This is a genomic window from Bacteroides sp. HF-4919 (genome assembly GCF_018860125.1).
Genome location: NZ_JAHKNF010000003.1, coordinates 339,248 through 357,356, shown reverse-complemented (window position 1 = coordinate 357,356; position 18,109 = coordinate 339,248). Strand labels below are relative to the sequence as shown.

The 18,109-nt window shown below is 37.5% G+C and carries 12 protein-coding genes and 3 tRNA genes; 7 read left to right on the top strand and 8 right to left on the bottom strand.

Annotated elements, in window-relative coordinates; genetic code table 11:
* Nucleotides 1-315: 315 nt before the first annotated feature.
* Nucleotides 316-765: a type I restriction enzyme HsdR N-terminal domain-containing protein gene (locus tag KO473_RS07625; RefSeq protein ID WP_005777844.1), complete on the bottom strand. Its 450-nt coding sequence runs from the start codon at nucleotides 763-765 to the stop codon at nucleotides 316-318.
* A 64-nt stretch (nucleotides 766-829) separates the two neighbouring features.
* Between KO473_RS07625 and KO473_RS07620 the strand changes: the two genes are divergently transcribed.
* From KO473_RS07620 to KO473_RS07600, 5 genes are all read left to right on the top strand, one after another.
* A complete protein-coding gene (locus KO473_RS07620; RefSeq protein ID WP_005777845.1) occupies nucleotides 830-1,606 on the top strand; it encodes an AMP nucleosidase in 777 nt (258 codons plus the stop codon).
* Between the two features lie 18 nt (nucleotides 1,607-1,624).
* Nucleotides 1,625-2,644: a DNA polymerase III subunit delta gene (holA, locus tag KO473_RS07615; RefSeq protein ID WP_005777846.1), complete on the top strand. Its 1,020-nt coding sequence runs from the start codon at nucleotides 1,625-1,627 to the stop codon at nucleotides 2,642-2,644.
* Nucleotides 2,645-3,856: 1,212 nt separating this feature from the next.
* A complete protein-coding gene (locus KO473_RS07610; protein WP_005777850.1) occupies nucleotides 3,857-4,312 on the top strand; it encodes a helix-turn-helix transcriptional regulator in 456 nt (151 codons plus the stop codon).
* Nucleotides 4,313-4,381: 69 nt separating this feature from the next.
* Nucleotides 4,382-5,158 (top strand): dihydroorotate dehydrogenase electron transfer subunit, encoded by a 777-nt coding sequence (locus KO473_RS07605; protein WP_122130578.1) that lies wholly within the window; start codon nucleotides 4,382-4,384, stop codon nucleotides 5,156-5,158.
* A complete protein-coding gene (locus KO473_RS07600; protein WP_005820340.1) occupies nucleotides 5,146-6,057 on the top strand; it encodes a dihydroorotate dehydrogenase in 912 nt (303 codons plus the stop codon). The genes KO473_RS07605 and KO473_RS07600 overlap by 13 nt, the downstream gene beginning before the upstream one ends.
* 216 nt (nucleotides 6,058-6,273) lie before the next feature.
* Here the strand turns inward: KO473_RS07600 and trmD are convergent, their stop codons facing one another.
* Nucleotides 6,274-6,951, bottom strand: a complete 678-nt coding sequence (gene trmD, locus KO473_RS07595; RefSeq protein WP_122130577.1) for a tRNA (guanosine(37)-N1)-methyltransferase TrmD — start codon at nucleotides 6,949-6,951, stop codon at nucleotides 6,274-6,276.
* A gap of 76 nt (nucleotides 6,952-7,027) precedes the next feature.
* Between trmD and ligA the strand changes: the two genes are divergently transcribed.
* A complete protein-coding gene (ligA, locus tag KO473_RS07590) occupies nucleotides 7,028-9,025 on the top strand; it encodes an NAD-dependent DNA ligase LigA (protein ID WP_122130576.1) in 1,998 nt (665 codons plus the stop codon).
* 103 nt (nucleotides 9,026-9,128) lie between these two features.
* Nucleotides 9,129-10,022 (top strand): 4-hydroxy-tetrahydrodipicolinate synthase, encoded by an 894-nt coding sequence (gene dapA, locus KO473_RS07585; RefSeq protein ID WP_005777861.1) that lies wholly within the window; start codon nucleotides 9,129-9,131, stop codon nucleotides 10,020-10,022.
* A gap of 235 nt (nucleotides 10,023-10,257) precedes the next feature.
* Here the strand turns inward: dapA and KO473_RS07580 are convergent.
* The 6 genes from KO473_RS07580 to KO473_RS07555 form a co-directional block, all read right to left on the bottom strand.
* Nucleotides 10,258-10,331: transfer RNA gene (locus tag KO473_RS07580), tRNA-Arg, on the bottom strand.
* Nucleotides 10,332-10,348: 17 nt separating this feature from the next.
* A tRNA-Arg gene (locus KO473_RS07575) sits at nucleotides 10,349-10,422 on the bottom strand.
* A gap of 18 nt (nucleotides 10,423-10,440) precedes the next feature.
* Nucleotides 10,441-10,514: transfer RNA gene (locus KO473_RS07570), tRNA-Arg, on the bottom strand.
* A 79-nt stretch (nucleotides 10,515-10,593) separates the two neighbouring features.
* Nucleotides 10,594-12,846, bottom strand: coding sequence for a patatin-like phospholipase family protein (locus tag KO473_RS07565; RefSeq protein ID WP_139479130.1), 2,253 nt, complete (start codon nucleotides 12,844-12,846; stop codon nucleotides 10,594-10,596).
* 219 nt (nucleotides 12,847-13,065) lie between these two features.
* Entirely contained in the window at nucleotides 13,066-15,111 is a 2,046-nt protein-coding gene (gene htpG, locus KO473_RS07560) for a molecular chaperone HtpG (RefSeq protein WP_005806267.1), read from the bottom strand.
* Nucleotides 15,112-15,235: 124 nt separating this feature from the next.
* The gene (locus KO473_RS07555; protein ID WP_005820344.1) at nucleotides 15,236-17,770 is read right to left on the bottom strand and encodes an ATP-dependent Clp protease ATP-binding subunit; all 2,535 of its coding nucleotides are present in this window, start codon (nucleotides 17,768-17,770) and stop codon (nucleotides 15,236-15,238) included.
* Between the last annotated feature and the right edge of the window lie 339 nt (nucleotides 17,771-18,109).

Sequence of the window (18,109 nt, the reverse complement as noted above, 5' to 3'; positions counted from 1 at the left end):
ACGTCCTTTTCATTTCACAGTCTATTGTCACCGAGCTGAATCTCGGATGACAATAGACTTTTTCTTATACTTATCACAAAAACAATTAAGTGCTTTCATGCTTATTCCATAAAAATAGGAATATGTTGAGTTATTAGGTAATAGTTCTGATTATAAACAAATTATGAAGACAACAATCTGTCATTACGAAGTTAACTTTAACAGTGTGTTAAAGTTAACTTCGTAATGATAAACAATTAGCTTTTTACATTTACGATATTAACTTCCTAAAGATAAATCAATAAAGGTCCAAATTCACTGTTAACATTGTTAATTTTACAAGATAGCATAATCCGGAATATCAGCCAGAAATGAATAACTTTGAGTATCATAATTCATCCGGCAGCAATAGTGTTGCATACCATTACTGACAACCAGATAATCAACCTTCAAAACCATATTATAACGAGTAATCTGATCAAAAACAGCTTGTGTGATCTCAATGTGGGGAGCTTTGTATTCAACAATCATTCTGGCAGTAAGATCACGCTTATAAAGCACTGTGTCACATCGTTTCTTGGTTCCATTCAAGTTCAACAGCACCTCATTGGCCATCAGAGACGACGGATATCCTTTATAGACAATAAGAAAGTGTACAAAGTGCTGACGGACCCATTCCTCGGGGGTCAACGCGACATAACGACGGCGAATCACATCGAAAATAACATTTTTTCCATTTCGAGTGGCGATTTTAGTGTCAAATACTGGTAGGTTTAACGATAACATTTACTATTTTTGTAAGTTAAATAATGGCTTCCTGTTATTGGGAGCACAAATTTAATGGAATCTTATGAAAACAAAGCAAGAAATCGTAGCTAATTGGCTGCCCCGTTACACCAAACGTAATCTGGAAGACTTTGGAGAGTATATCCTGTTGACTAACTTCAACAAGTATGTAGAAATATTTGCGGAAAAATTTAATGTTCCTATCCTTGGCAGAGATGCCAATATGATATCTGCCAGCGCAGAAGGGATTACAATCATCAACTTCGGCATGGGAAGTCCCAATGCAGCCATTATCATGGATCTGTTAAGCGCCATTTCTCCCAAAGCTTGTCTGTTTCTGGGCAAATGTGGAGGAATTGATAAAAAGAACAAAATAGGTGATCTGATCCTGCCAATTGCCGCTATCCGGGGAGAAGGTACCTCAAACGACTATTTTCCACCCGAAGTTCCATCGTTACCGGCATTTATGTTACAACGTGCCGTATCATCGGCCATCCGCGACTATGCACGCGATTACTGGACAGGAACCGTCTACACAACCAACCGCCGTATATGGGAACATGATGACGCCTTTAAGGAATACCTGAAGAAAACTCGTGCAATGGCAGTCGACATGGAAACAGCAACCTTATTCAGTTGTGGCTTTGCCAATCATATTCCGACCGGTGCTTTGCTGCTTGTATCCGACCAGCCTATGATTCCGGAAGGAGTGAAAACCGATAAAAGCGATAATATAGTTACTAAAAACTATGTAGAGGAACATGTAGAGATAGGTATTGCTTCATTACGAATGATTATTGACGAAAAGAAAACTGTAAAACACTTGAAATTCGACTGGTAACGCCACACCAACATTTATATGGCAAAACAAGAACTGACTTGCGACGATATCCTCAAAGAATTGAGGGCCAAACAATATCGCCCCATCTATTATTTGATGGGAGAAGAATCTTATTATATCGACTTGATAGCCGATTATATCACCGACAATGTATTGACGGATACAGAAAAAGAGTTTAACCTTACTGTGGTTTATGGCGCGGATGTGGATGTAGCAACCGTAATTAATGCCGCTAAACGTTATCCGATGATGTCCGAACATCAGGTTGTAATAGTAAAAGAAGCACAAGCTATACGCAATATAGAAGAGTTATCTTATTATCTGCAAAAGCCATTAAATTCAACTATCTTAGTCATTTGTCATAAGCATGGCACTTTGGATCGTAGAAAAAAATTAGCTGCAGAAGTTGAAAAAGCAGGTGTCCTATTCGAATCTAAAAAGATAAAAGAGGCGCAACTACCTGCATTTATCAGTTCGTACATGAAACGTAAAGGCATAGATATGGAACCCAAAGCCACTGCGATGTTGGCCGATTTTGTAGGGACTGATCTCAGCCGTCTAACAGGCGAACTGGAAAAGCTAATTATTACATTACCCAGTGGTCAAAAACGTGTCACACCTGAACAGATAGAGAAAAACATAGGAATTAGCAAAGACTATAATAACTTTGAATTGCGTAGTGCACTGGTTGAGAAAGATATACTCAAAGCTAATAAAATAATAAAATACTTTGAGGAAAATCCTAAAACAAACCCGATACAGATGACACTTTCTTTACTATTTAATTTCTACTCAAATCTTATGTTAGCGTACTATGCACCGGATAAATCAGAGCAAGGAGTAGCCACAATGTTAGGACTAAAAACCCCATGGCAAGCTCGCGATTATCTGGCAGCAATGCGAAAATACAGTGGAGTAAAAACAATGCAAATTGTAGGAGAAATACGATATGCAGATGCTAAATCGAAAGGTGTGGGCAATGGTTCAATTAGTGATGGAGACATCCTCCGCGAGTTGGTCTTCAAGATTCTTCATTAAAAACAATCCACTTTAAATCTACTCCCTATATGCATATATTTTGCCGGTATAAAATATGTGTATGGGGAGTAAATATATCCTCATAATCCGAAATATACTTTCCTATAATTATCCACTTGATTCTTCACATCAATTTTACACTCTTTTCCCTGTCTCTACCATACATATAAAACTTAAATATAGTATTCTGTTTCTTCTAAAAGAAAACAGATTTTGCATGGGGCGAATAAGTATACTCCCAATAGAACAATATAAAAATCAACAAAAAGAAGATAACATATCCCATATAATAAAATTGTGATTATACTGATTCCTATCAATCATCTATATGGGTGTGATATGGTGCTAATGCTTCATCATAATGCTATCTAAAGTAGTATAAATTATATCATAATGCTATTTCTCTATGTATAGATTCATTTTTCTAGAATATAAAAAAAATATATATCAAAAAACAAGCATATTCTTCTATATATCAAATAATTAGGTAATATTTGACTTCCTCAGAATCGAATAATTTCATTTGGATAACCAACCATACGGAAATAACGCAAAAATTTGGCATTATAGCCTAAATGTAAGGTATGATGACACGCTATTCTTTATATCTATATCCAATAGGCATAAAGACAAAAGCAACTCCCATGCTATTTGTTGCATATATAACGATACAATATGACAATTGTGAATAAGGACTATAGCCCTTATATGGATTTACAAAAGTAATAATATCATTTTTGTATAGCAAATAAATATAGCACAAATGTAAATAGACGACATTACATATGTGTATTTACATTTGTAGATGTAATAGAGGAGTAGTTAACATTTCCTTTTTTACATGCTAATGACAGAATAATCAATAAGAAAAAAAATATATATCAATCAAATATTCAACTAATGCATGAAAATATGGACACATTTGTAATAAACAAGCAACACAAGATAAAATACATAGATACATATTACAATAAATCAATATATTATAATATCTATATAAAGTAATACTTTATATATTATTACGACTGTATAGGCAATACAAACAGAATTAAAGAGGAAGTCCTATCTTGCGTTTACAATAGTAAAATATGAATTATGTATTTGTAATTTGCTTTTGTGATTTTTATTTTTTACTTTTGTGCACTAGTAAATATACCATTTACTTTTGTGAATTAATATATAAGTCATACATTTGTAAAACCTTCAAAGGATATGGAAATAAAAGATAGGATTAAAATGATCATGGAAAAAGAGAATATGGCTTCCGGTGCTTTCGCTGAAAGCATAGGTATCCAACAATCCACTCTCTCGCACATTTTGAATGGCCGCAACAATCCCAGTTTAGATGTTATCATGAAAGTACATCAAAAATATAATTATGTAAATTTGGAATGGTTATTATATGGGCACGGCAATATGTCGGAAGAAACCATTCAACCGACTTCCGATTTTCAGCCTTCTTTATTTGCTGAGAATGCTATAATTCCGTCCAATGAGACAATGGCTCCGGAAAATCGCAGAGAAACAGCGTTAGAAAGCCCCGAAACATCCCATAAAGAGATTGTAAAACAGGAAATTAGATATATAGAAAAGCCTTCCAGAAAAATCACTGAAATAAGAATTTTCTTCGATGATAATACATACGAGACATTCAGAGGAGAAAAATAAGACAGATAAATCACTGTTTGCACAATTTCCCGTATCTTTGCAACACGAATACGAATTTACTCACAATACATGAAAAAATTTATTTTAGATCTGACAGTAACTGAGAATCTCAGATTGCATTCTAATTATGTTCTGCTGAAATTGACATCTCAGTCCGTCCTCCCGGATATGCTACCGGGACAGTTTGCGGAAATTCGGGTGGATGGTTCACCTACCACCTTCCTGCGCCGCCCTATCTCTATTAACTATGTAGACAAACAACGTAACGAAGTATGGTTTCTGATTCAACTCATCGGTGATGGAACAAAACGCCTTGCACAAGCCGCTCAAGGAGATATAATAAATGTAGTACTCCCGCTTGGAAGCAGTTTCACAATGCCTAAAACACCTTCTGACAAGTTACTATTAGTAGGTGGAGGTGTAGGGACAGCTCCTATGCTTTATTTAGGCGAGCAGCTGTTCAAAAGCGGTAGCAAACCAACATTCCTTTTAGGAGCACGTAGCGACAAAGATCTGCTCCAACTGGAAGAGTTTACCGCTTACGGAGAGGTTTACACCACAACAGAAGATGGCAGTTATGGCGAAAAAGGATATGTCACTCAACATTCTATATTAAATAAAATAAACTTCGAACAGATATATACATGCGGTCCCAAGCCCATGATGATGGCAGTAGCCAAATATGCCAAAGCTAATCATATCAATTGTGAAGTATCATTGGAAAATACAATGGCATGTGGCATAGGTGCATGTCTTTGTTGTGTTGAAAATACTACAGAAGGGCATTTGTGCGTTTGTAAAGAAGGTCCTGTTTTTAATATAAATAAACTATTATGGCAGATTTAAGTGTAAATATTGGTAAACTACAAATGAAGAACCCCGTAATGACAGCATCGGGTACATTTGGATATGGTGAAGAGTTTGCAGATTTTATTGATATAACGCGAATAGGCGGTATCATTGTGAAGGGTACTACTCTTCACAAGCGTGAAGGTAACCCATATCCGCGTATGGCTGAAACTCCTTCCGGAATGTTAAACGCTGTAGGACTGCAAAATAAGGGTGTGAAATATTTTTCTGATCACATATATCCCCGTATTAAGGACATTCAAACCCATATGATTGTGAATGTTTCCGGATCGGCTATTGAAGACTATGTAAAAACAGCAGAGATTATTAATGAACTTGACAAAATTCCTGCTATCGAACTAAACATCTCATGTCCTAATGTAAAACAAGGAGGTATGGCTTTTGGAGTAACAACTAAAGGAGTATCAGAAGTTGTTCAGGCAGTTCGTTCTGCTTACAAAAAGACACTTATCGTTAAGCTTTCCCCCAATGTTACCGATATAGCCGAAATGGCACGGGCAGCTGAAGCTAATGGTGCCGATAGTGTATCATTAATTAATACATTACTGGGAATGGCTATTGATGCTGAACGCAGACGTCCCATACTTTCAACCGTAACCGGAGGTATGTCGGGAGCAGCTGTAAAACCAATAGCATTACGGATGGTATGGCAGGTTGCTAAAGCGGTAAATATTCCAGTCATAGGATTAGGAGGTATCATGAACTGGAAAGATGCCGTCGAGTTCATGCTTGCAGGGGCTTCAGCTGTACAGATTGGTACAGCAAATTTCATAGATCCGGCTATCACCATCAAAGTAATGGATGGTATAAATGATTACCTGGAAAGACATGGATGCAAGTCCGTTTCTGAAATTATAGGTGCACTTGAGGTATAGTAACAAACAGATAATAGCCCTTCGTCACAATTAGCCATAAAAAAGTTATTCAAACATGGATATTCCTTTCTCTGTTAATCCCAGAATAGGTTAGACAAATTCTGGTATTAAATAGAGAAGTTCCATGAAAACAAATTCCATTATTAATAGTATAGTTTCATAAAAAAAGAATGTCTTGTCTTTTAGCAAGACATTCTTTTTTACATACAATAAGAATTAGTTTTCCAATAAATCGGGGCGAAGTCTTTTGGTGCGCTCCAACGATTGTTGAAGTTCCCACTCTTTAATTTTGGCTTCATGCCCTGAAAGCAAGATTTCAGGTACCTTCCAACCATTATACTCTGCCGGACGGGTATAAACAGGAGCTGCCAACAAATTATCCTGAAAAGAATCAGAAAGAGCAGACTGTTCATCAGAAATTACTCCCGGAATAATCCGCACTATAGCATCCGCCATCACGGCAGCAGCCAATTCACCACCAGTCAGAACATAATCTCCAATACTAATTTCTTTCGTTATCAGATGCTCCCGAATACGATAATCAATACCTTTAAAATGCCCGCATAAGATAATAAGATTACCAGATAATGATAAACTGTTGGCCATCCTCTGATCAAACTGCTCGCCATCCGGAGTAGTAAATATCACTTCATCATAATCGCGTTCTGCTTTCAAAGCATTAATGCATCGTTCAATAGGTTCTATCTTCATCACCATACCGGCAAATCCACCAAAAGGATAGTCATCTACCCGACGATACTTATCTTCTGTATAATCACGCAAATTATGAATATAAATCTCAGCAAGCCCTTTGTCTTGAGCCCGTTTCATAATAGAACAATTGAAGAAACCCTCAATCATTTCGGGCAATACTGTTATAATATCGATACGCATAATCTTTAATTTTTCGCAAAAGTACAAATATTCGAAGAGAAACCTGTATTTTTGCCTAAAACAATCCAAAGAATATATGACTGTAAAAGAAAAAATAGATCAGCTTCGAATCCAACTCCACCAACATAATTACAACTATTATGTGCTGAATGCTCCGGAAATCTCCGACAAAGAATTTGATGACCTAATGAGAGAACTCCAGACTTTGGAACAGGAACATCCAGAATATAAAGATGAAAACTCACCTACTATGCGTGTAGGTAGCGATATCAATAAAAACTTTACTCAAGTAGCTCATAAATACCCAATGCTTTCATTGTCAAACACCTATTCTGAGAATGAAGTAACCGATTTCTATGACAGAGTACGAAAAGCATTGAATGAAGATTTTGAGATCTGTTGCGAGATGAAGTATGACGGTACCTCGATCTCTTTGACCTACGAAAATGGTAAACTTATCCGTGCCGTAACCCGTGGCGATGGCGAAAAAGGAGACGATGTAACAGACAACGTAAAAACCATTCGGAGTATCCCTCTTGTTCTGCATGGAAATAATTATCCGGATGTTTTCGAAATCCGTGGAGAAATCCTAATGCCATGGGAAGTTTTCGAAGAGCTAAACCGGGAAAAAGAGGCCCGTGAAGAGCCTCTTTTCGCTAATCCCAGAAATGCCGCTTCAGGAACTTTAAAATTACAAAACTCAGCAATCGTGGCTTCCCGAAAACTGGATGCCTACCTCTACTACTTGCTTGGCGATAATTTGCCTACTGACGGACATTATGAAAACTTGCAAGAAGCGGCTAAATGGGGCTTCAAGATTTCTCCTCTAATGCGTAAATGCCAAACATTACAGGAGGTATTCGATTTTATTAATTATTGGAACATAGAACGTAAAAACTTAAATGTTGCTACAGACGGAATCGTACTGAAAGTTAACAGTCTCAAACAACAAAAAAATCTTGGATTCACTGCCAAATCTCCACGCTGGGCAATAGCCTATAAATTTCAGGCTGAACGGGCACTCACTCGCCTGAATACAGTATCTTACCAGGTAGGAAGAACCGGAGCTGTTACACCTGTAGCCAACCTTGATCCGGTACAGCTTTCCGGAACAGTCGTAAAACGCGCATCTCTACACAATGCAGATATCATCGAAGGACTCGATCTACATATAGGTGATATGGTTTATGTAGAGAAAGGAGGAGAAATCATTCCTAAAATCACAGGCGTAGATGTTGCTGCCCGTTTTATGATCGGTGAAAAAGTAAAATTCATCACTCATTGTCCGGAATGTGGCAGCAAGTTAATAAGATATGAAGGAGAAGCTGCCCACTATTGCCCGAACGAAACTGCCTGTCCACCGCAGATCAAAGGAAAAATAGAACATTTCATCAGCCGGAAAGCAATGAATATAGACGGGTTAGGCCCTGAAACTGTTGATATGTTCTATCGTTTAGATCTAATTCATAATACAGCCGATCTTTATCAATTGACGACTGATGACATTAAGAATCTCGACCGTATGGGAGACAAATCTGCGGAAAACATCATCAGAGGAATTATGCAAAGTAAGGAAATTCCTTTTGAAAGAGTTATTTTTGCATTAGGCATTCGTTTTGTAGGTGAGACAGTAGCTAAAAAAATAGCTAAATCATTCAAAGACATAGTAGAATTGGAAAATGCAGATTTGGAAACTTTAGTCAGCATCGATGAAATCGGCGAAAAAATTGCCCAGAGTATTCTTAACTATTTTGCAAACGATTCAAACCGTAAATTAATTGACCGATTGAAAATAGCAGGATTACAGTTATACAGACCGGAAGAAGATCTAAGTGAGCATACTGACAAATTGGCCGGGCAATCCATCGTTATTAGTGGTGTGTTTACCCATCATTCAAGAGACGAATACAAAGATCTTATTGAAAAGCATGGAGGAAAAAATGTGGGAAGTATTTCCGCCAAAACCAGTTTTATCTTGGCCGGAGATAATATGGGACCTGCTAAATTAGAAAAAGCCAATAAACTGGGGATTAAAATTATGAACGAAGAGGAATTTCTAAAGCTTATATTGTAACATTTTTCTGCTATATTCTTATTTTATATATTATTATTGCTGTAAAAAAAGAAAATATTCGTACTTTTGCGAGCAAATTATTTAGAGATTATTATTAATACTCATGATACAGACTAGATTGAAAGGAATGGGGGTAGCGCTGATTACTCCTTTCAAAGAGGATGAAAGCGTTGATTACGATGCATTAATGCGATTAGTAGACTATCTGCTTCAAAATAATGCAGATTTTCTGTGTGTGCTGGGAACGACAGCCGAAACTCCAACTCTGAGCGAAGACGAGAAAAAGAAAATCAAAAAAATGGTAATCGACCGTGTCAACGGAAAAATTCCCATTCTATTAGGAGTCGGTGGAAACAATACACGAGCTATCGTAGAAACACTCAAAAATGATGATTTCACCGGAGTGGATGCCATCTTATCCGTGGTTCCTTACTATAACAAGCCCTCACAGGAAGGAATCTATCAACATTATAAGGCAATTGCAGGCGCTACAGAGCTTCCAATTGTATTGTATAATGTTCCCGGTCGGACAGGGGTTAATATGACCGCAGAAACGACTTTACGCATTGCTAAAGACTTCAAAAATGTCATAGCAATTAAAGAAGCATCAGGCAATATCACTCAGATGGACGATATTATCAAAAACAAACCGGCCAATTTTGATGTTATTTCCGGAGATGATGGCATTACTTTCCCTTTAATCACATTAGGAGCTGTAGGGGTTATTTCAGTTATCGGAAATGCTTTTCCACGTGAATTCAGCAGGATGACACGCCTGGCATTGCAAGGTGACTTTGCCAACGCCCTGACCATACACCATAAATTTACAGAGTTATTTAACCTGTTATTCGTAGACGGAAACCCTGCCGGAGTAAAATCAATGTTGAATGCAATGGGAATGATCGAGAATAAACTTCGTTTGCCACTGGTACCAACACGTATCACAACATTTGAAGCCATTCGAAACGTACTTAACGAGTTAAATATAAAATGCTAATAACTAAATCATTATAAGAAAGCAAAGAGTAAAGTTACATAAAAATTGACTTTACTCTTTTTTTGTATATCCAGACCTTTCCTCTGTCACACAGCCCTCTTCGTATTGATGTTTTTCTTGAAGAGATTTTTACATTGATCCGAGAAAGGCAGTCCATCAACTTACGTTGATCCCGGTATGATCCTAATGGCGGCATAAAAAAAAAGAAGGTATCCTTTTAAGATACCTTCTTTTGTGATCGCGACAGGATTCAAACCTGTAACCGGCTGATCCGTAGTCAGCTACTCTATTCAGTTGAGCTACGCGACCGTTTGTTATTTTTAGAGTGACCGCGACAGGATTCAAACCTGTAACCGGCTGATCCGTAGTCAGCTACTCTATTCAGTTGAGCTACGCGGCCATTAGTTAAACTTTAAAGTGATCGCGACAGGATTCAAACCTGTAACCGGCTGATCCGTAGTCAGCTACTCTATTCAGTTGAGCTACGCGACCATTGCTTTTGTTTAACGGGTGCAAAGATACGGACTTTTCTTGAATTTGCAAGCTTTCAGCAAACTTTTTTGCAAATAAATTATTCGATGAAACGATAGTTAAACAATTGCCAACCGAGCGTCAAACCGACATTCCACTCCCTTTTCGGTGAGCTATAATGATTTACATATGCCGAGATTGCACCAAACGGCAACTGACATACCACTGAAACTTCTCCCAAATATTCGAAACGAGAGAAAGCTTTTCCATAGTAAGCCTTATTAATTGGATTTCTTTCTATAGGAAAAATCGGCAAAAAGCCATAAAACTCTCCACGAACGTGAAACATCTGATTTAAACGATAAATAGGCCGTATCCCGGCTGCCAGATATTGATTGGCACGAAAAGCTTCATTATATGTTAATTTACTATGTGCAGTAGGTGCAAATTCACTGGCCTGCATCATTGTAGCTGTATAATTCTCTGAGAAGTTTTTAGACGCATATAATGCATCCAGATACCATCCTAATGTCCAATTTGCTCCCATTTTATGGTATTTCTCCTTCATATAGGATAACTGCAACCATGAATGTTTCTCTTCCGTAGATTTCCTGCTCTCAGAATTCACCCCAGGGCGAAAGCATTCCTTCCCTGTAAATATCTGTGCAACGAGTGCCTCTCGTGCTCCTTGAGTAGGAAATTGTCTAAAATTCAATGTACTACCATTAAAACTTACTGAACCGCCAAACAAACGATATTCACTTTTATCATATTTGTCTTTATCGAAGTCGATTACATTATTTTGGAAATACCGGTCTTCTATTTGCGCAATTCCAAACCCAAGCTCCACTCGTTTACTTGAAAGAAAAGGAAGAGCAACTTTGAGTTTCAGAAAACGCTCATCTTTTTGATTAAAAGCCGGTTTATCATTTTTAGAGAAAAGCTTATCCTTCTTAAAATAATCGAAAGTACTGATCGAAGCAATAAAGCGATAAGAAGTAGGAATAGTAGTGGCAAAGTCTACTTTTGCCATAAACTGAGCATTATTATATATTTTTCCCAATTGTCCATCGAATGTAAACTCCTTCGAATAATAGTTAAGATTCTGATATGTAAGTCCCAGATAAATTTGGTTAGAACTGGTAGTGGACACATTTCCGCCCAAACGAACAGAAAATTCATTTTCCATCTTTATCTTCAAATGCAAATCGTAAGTATCATCTTCAGGGTTAAAAACTGCATGAGGAATAATCTCTGAGATCATATTATCAGATAATAGACGAAAATATCCCCGTTTCAAATCCTCATAGGTAAACTCTTTATCATCTGAAGTATGGAATTCTTTCTTTATGTAAACCTGTTGATGAGAATTAGCACCATCGATATATATATTTTTGAAACGGAGTTCCGGATAATTACTTTTATAAACCAACCGCCTCAGTCGTATATTATCCATATTTACTCTACGATGAACACGACTTTTGATAGAATCCATTAAGCCCATGGCCCGATCATATCCTATTTTCACCAGTTCATCCATTCGTTGAAAATCCATCAGATTAACATCGTTGTACTTAAATGTCATCAATATTCCAGCCGAATCCGGAAGAGAATAATCAGTCTTTTGCATTACCATATTCTCAATCTGACTCATCAAATCATTTTCTTTCGGTTTTCCCGGGTTGGTAGAAACAACACTACCTATAATTATATCCGGATGAAAATCCTCTCGCATGACATCTGTAGGAAAGTTATTATAAATTCCACCGTCATATGCCAATAAACTATCTATTTCAATGGGCTTAAACATAAAAGGAAAACTCATAGAGGCTCGTACCGCATCTCCAAGATCACCACGCTTTAAGACAAGTTGTTTTTTATTATACACATCGGAAGCTATACATCGAAAAGGCACAAACAACTTATCAAAATCGCCTTCACAAGTAGCAGTCGCCCGTGCGTAAAGATCGATAAAGACAAGGTTCATCTGAATTGGATTAACCACACTGGTTGGCAAAAACTGTGGCTTTAAATTAAGTGAATCTTTGAACGAAAAGCGTATATTGAAAAGTTCAGGAGTCGGAAGATTCTTTTTGAAATAATACATATATTTTTCTTCCACTTCACCAGAATACCAACGTTTAAAGTCATCTGACTTCAGCAATGTCTCCATATCATCAGGTGAATATCCCATGGCATAAAGAGACCCTATAATAGCTCCCATAGAAGTACCTGTAATATAATCAATTGGGATATTATTCTCTTCCAGGGCACGAATTATTCCTATGTGTGTCAGCCCCTTTGCACCGCCACCACTCAATACTAACCCAACTTTCTGAGCGTGGACAAGCATTGGTAAGAACTGTAAAAAGAGAAATAACAATAAAAAAACTTTCTTCATAAGGCTCAACAAAACATCGTATAAATGGTTGATTTAACGTTCAAATATATACAATAGTTTCTAATCTATCGACTATGACCGCACATTTATTAATAAAAAAAGAGCATTACGGACACTTTTATCGTGCGCAATGCTCTTTTAATTTATGTTATATGAATTAAATGTGATAGACTAAATCAACTCAATACTTCTTTTTACAAAATTATTCAAGGCTTCACCTTTCAGCATGTTGTTCTGTAATAATGCCAGGTCAATCAGCTGACGAACAACCTTATTCTTACCTGCGTATCCTGCAAATATCGATTCTTTTTGTTGTTTCAAATTATCCCATTTCTTATCCAAATCGTTAAGTTCATCTTTTTCAGCAACAGGAATATCTTCGTCTTTTTTACCTTCTTGTTTTTTCTTGAGTGCATCACGGCGTTTTGTCACTTCATCCAATTCAGCTTGTACCGGTGCAATAGCTGCGCTACATTCTTTCTCCTCGTCAGACAGCACTTCTTTTACCAGTTTGTGATCAGAATTCAATACCAGATTAAACATATCCGGCATTTCGCCATAAAAACTCATTCCAGCCTGAATATTTGCCATCTCCTTCATGCGACGCATATATTCACTTTGCGTAATCATTACAGGAGCACCATTTTCGCCTAATGCCTGAGTCATCACATTAAACTCAACCTTTTCCATCTTTGGCAACTGGCTCTTGAAAGCTGCAGTCAGAGCTTCTTGCTTAGTGGCTTCAAGCACTTCGCTTTTCTTATCTTCTTTCACAATCAGATTGTCAATAACATCACTGTCTACACGAGTAAAGCGAGATTTCTCCAGTTTTTGTTCGAGCATGCTCACCATTGCCACATCCAACTGCCCATCCATCAACAATACATTATATCCTTTATTTTTGGCAGCTTCAATATAAGCAAACTGTTCATCTTTATTATTGGCATATAAATAAACCAGATTCTTATCTTTATCTGTCTGATTATCTTTAATAAGAGCCTGATATTCTTCGAAAGTGTAATGCTTTCCATCCGTATCTGTGAATAGGGCAAATTTCTGTGCTTTATCATAGAAATCCTCTTGGGTAAGCATTCCATAATTAATAAAGATCTTTAAATCATTCCACTTTTCTTCAAACTGTGTACGATCATTCTTAAAGATAGACTGCAAACGATCTGAAACTTTTTTTGAAATATAAGTCGAGATCTTCTTTACATTTGAATCACTTTGTAAATATGAACGGGACACATTCAACGGAATATCCGGTGAATCAAGTACTCCATGAAGTAAAGTAAGGAAATCCGGAACAATACCTTCTACCGAATCGGTCACATAAACCTGGTTGCTATATAACTGAATCTTATTCTTATTTAAGTCAATATTGCTTTTTACTTTCGGGAAATAGAGGATACCTGTCAGATGGAACGGATAATCCACATTCAAATGAATCCAAAACAATGGTTCATCAGACATTGGATACAACTCACGATAGAACTTCTTATAATCTTCATCAGAAAGTTCACTCGGTTTTTTAGTCCACAAAGGAGTAGTATCGTTGACTACATTATCTTCAGTGGTTTCAACCTGCTTGCCATCTTTCCACTCTTTTTTCTTACCAAAGGCAATAGGTACAGGTAAGAAGCTACAATATTTTTTCAAGAGTGCAGAGATACGAGCTTCTTCAAGGAACTCTTTGCAATCATCATCGATATACAATACAATATCTGTTCCACGATCGGCCTTTTCTATCTCTTCAAGAGTAAATTCCGGGCTACCATCACAAGTCCATTTTACCGCTTGTGCACCTTCTTTATAAGATTTGGTAATGATTTCTACCTTTTTAGAAACCATAAAGGCGGAATAGAAACCTAAACCGAAATGCCCGATAATGGCATTAGCATCATTTTTATACTTTTCCAGAAAGTCATTTGCCCCCGAGAAAGCAATTTGGTTGATATATTTATCAATCTCCTCAGCTGTCAAACCGATGCCTCGATCGGAAATGGTAATAGTATCCTTGCCCAATGAAACATGTACGGTCAAATCACCCAATTCACCTTTGAACTCACTGATAGAAGCCAGTGTATTCAACTTCTGTGTAGCATCAACAGCATTGGAGACTAATTCCCGAAGGAAAATCTCATGATCACTGTACAAAAACTTTTTAATGATAGGGAAAATGTTCTCTGTTGTAACTCCAATATTACCTTTTTGCATAATAACGTGTATTTTTTAATTATCTGGTTATTAAATCGAATTATTTTTTGTAGAGATACAGACAAAAAAAATGCCAGACCCGAAGGTCTGACATTTTGACGTATACTCAAAGGAAATAACTTAGCTATTCAGTCGTTTTGGCTTCATGATTCATTTCCAACTCTCCTTTTTCTTCGTTCAAAGAAACAGTTATTGTATCTCCTTCTTTCAAAGCAGCCGAAATGATCAGTTCAGATAAACCATCTTCCAGATAAGCCTGAATTGCGCGCTTCAACGGACGGGCTCCATATTGTACATCGTAGCCCTTAGAAGCAATGAATTGCTTAGCCTTATCCTCGATAACCAGCTTATAACCAATCGAATCTATTCTATCATATAAGCCTTTTAACTCGATATCGATAATCTTCGTAATAGCTTCCAATGATAATTGATCGAAGGTGATAATTTCATCCACTCGATTTAAAAACTCAGGTGCGAATGATTTATTCAAAGCCTTCTGAATTACACTTCGCGAGAATTCTTTATCGTCTAAGCGACTTTGTGTAACAAATCCGACTCCACGGCCAAACTCCTTTAGTTGACGAGTACCAACGTTTGATGTCATGATGATTACCGTATTCTTAAAATCAACCATTCTGCCATAACTGTCAGTCAAACGTCCTTCATCCATTACCTGAAGCAGGAGATTAAACACATCAGGATGTGCCTTTTCTATCTCATCAAGCAAAACAATGGAATAGGGCTTACGACGTACTTTCTCAGTCAGCTGACCGCCTTCCTCGTATCCTACATATCCCGGAGGAGCACCAACTAAACGCGAAACTGTGAATTTCTCCATATATTCACTCATATCAATGCGAATCAACGCATCCGAAGAGCCAAACATATATTTAGCCAATTCTTTAGCTAAGTGGGTTTTACCGACACCTGTCGGTCCCAGAAACATGAAAGTACCAATTGGTTTATTGGGGTCTTTCAGTCCGACGCGGCTACGCAAAATAGCTCTTACCAACTTCTCGATAGCAGCATCTTGAGCAATCACTTTCGACTGTAAGTCTTCTTTCATACCGGCCAATTTTATACCTTCAGCCTGCGCCATCCTCTGTACAGGTATGCCCGACATCATAGATACAACATTAGCAATTTCTTCTGCATCAACCGTTTCGCGATTATCTTTCAAACGCTCTTCCCACTCTTTTTTCATCACATCCAATTGAGTGGTAAGTTCTTTCTCTTTATCCCGGAAACTGGCAGCCAACTCAAAGTTCTGCGATTTCACTGCATCATTTTTTTTGTTCTTAGCTTCCTCAATCAGTTTCTCCTGATCTTCAATCTCTTTCGGAACACTGACATTTGTAAGATGTACACGTGAACCGGCTTCATCCAATGCATCAATAGCCTTATCAGGGAAGTTACGATCAGTTATATAACGATCTGTCAACTTGACACAAGCTTCCAGTGCAGCATCTGTATAATTTACATTGTGGTGATCTTCGTATTTATCTTTAATATTACGAAGAATCTGCAAAGTTTCCTCAGCCGTAGTAGGTTCTACCATCACTTTTTGAAAACGGCGCTCTAAAGCACCATCCTTTTCTATATTTTTCCGGTACTCATCAAGAGTAGTAGCTCCGATGCATTGTATCTCACCACGTGCCAAAGCTGGTTTCAACATATTGGCAGCATCCATCGATCCGGCAGCTGATCCGGCTCCGACAATAGTATGGATTTCATCTATAAACAAAATCACATTCGGATTCTTCTGCAATTCATTCAAAATAGAACGTATTCGCTCTTCAAACTGCCCACGGTATTTAGTTCCGGCCACAACAGCAGTCATGTCAAGCGCTACCACACGTTTATCAAACAGAATGCGGGACACTTTTTTCTGAATAATACGAAGCGCCAATCCTTCCACAATAGCCGATTTACCAACACCTGGCTCACCAATCAGGATAGGATTATTCTTTTTACGACGACTAAGTATCTGTGCTAAACGTTCTATTTCACGTTCACGTCCTACAACAGGATCTAATCGACCTTCTTCGGCCGCTTTAGTCATATCCGTACCGAAGTTGTCAAGCACAGGAGTATCATTTGTCGGCTTTCTGGAAGCTGTCTGTGCTTGTTGCTGATGTTCACCCGCTCCATGAGCGGACCGAGACTGATTCATCTCATCTTCATCGTCATCATCCTCTGTGAATCCCATACCTGCACTGATATCAGGTTGTAATGACAATTGTTCAAACACCTGCTGATAGTCTACATGGTTGGCTTCAAGAACTGTAGCTGCCAAATTATCCTTATCTTTAAGAATAGCCAGCAAAACATGTTCTGTATCTGCAACTTGACTTTTCATCACACGTGCTTCTAAAATACATAATTTTAATATCTTTGCAGCCCCATTTGACAATGGAACGTCAGCATCAGGCAGCAGCATGTCATCTGCATGTTCTTTCAGTATGGCCTCAATCTGCTTCTTTATGTCGGTCAGGTTTGTTTTGAGCTTAGACAATATCTCGATTGCTTTTCCCTCACCATCGCGAAGCATGCCGAGCAATAAGTGCTCAGGGCCTATATAGCTACTTCTCAGGCGGTTGGCCTCTTCCTTGCTATATACGATAATATCGGAAACTTTTTGTGAGAATTGATTATTCATACTTTTCTTCCTTCTTCTAAGAGATTATTTACTTGCAAATATACGCATTTCATATCGTTTGCTTATGCATCATTTGCTTTATTTGTTATATAACAAATGTCGTGCCATTATTTCTTTCATTTCTATACATTATAATATAATAGAGCAATAAAACACACAAAAACTACTAAAGAAAAGAAGTTGATACAGCCGGTATACAAGCATCATCATATTATAAGAACTAACTTCGGGCCCTTTTAAAAAGCCTAAAAACTTTCTTCGTTAAAACTTTCGTATATCAAGGAAAAGTAGTACTTTAGCGTGGTTTTTCATAAGCCACAAATGTATAATTAATAATCT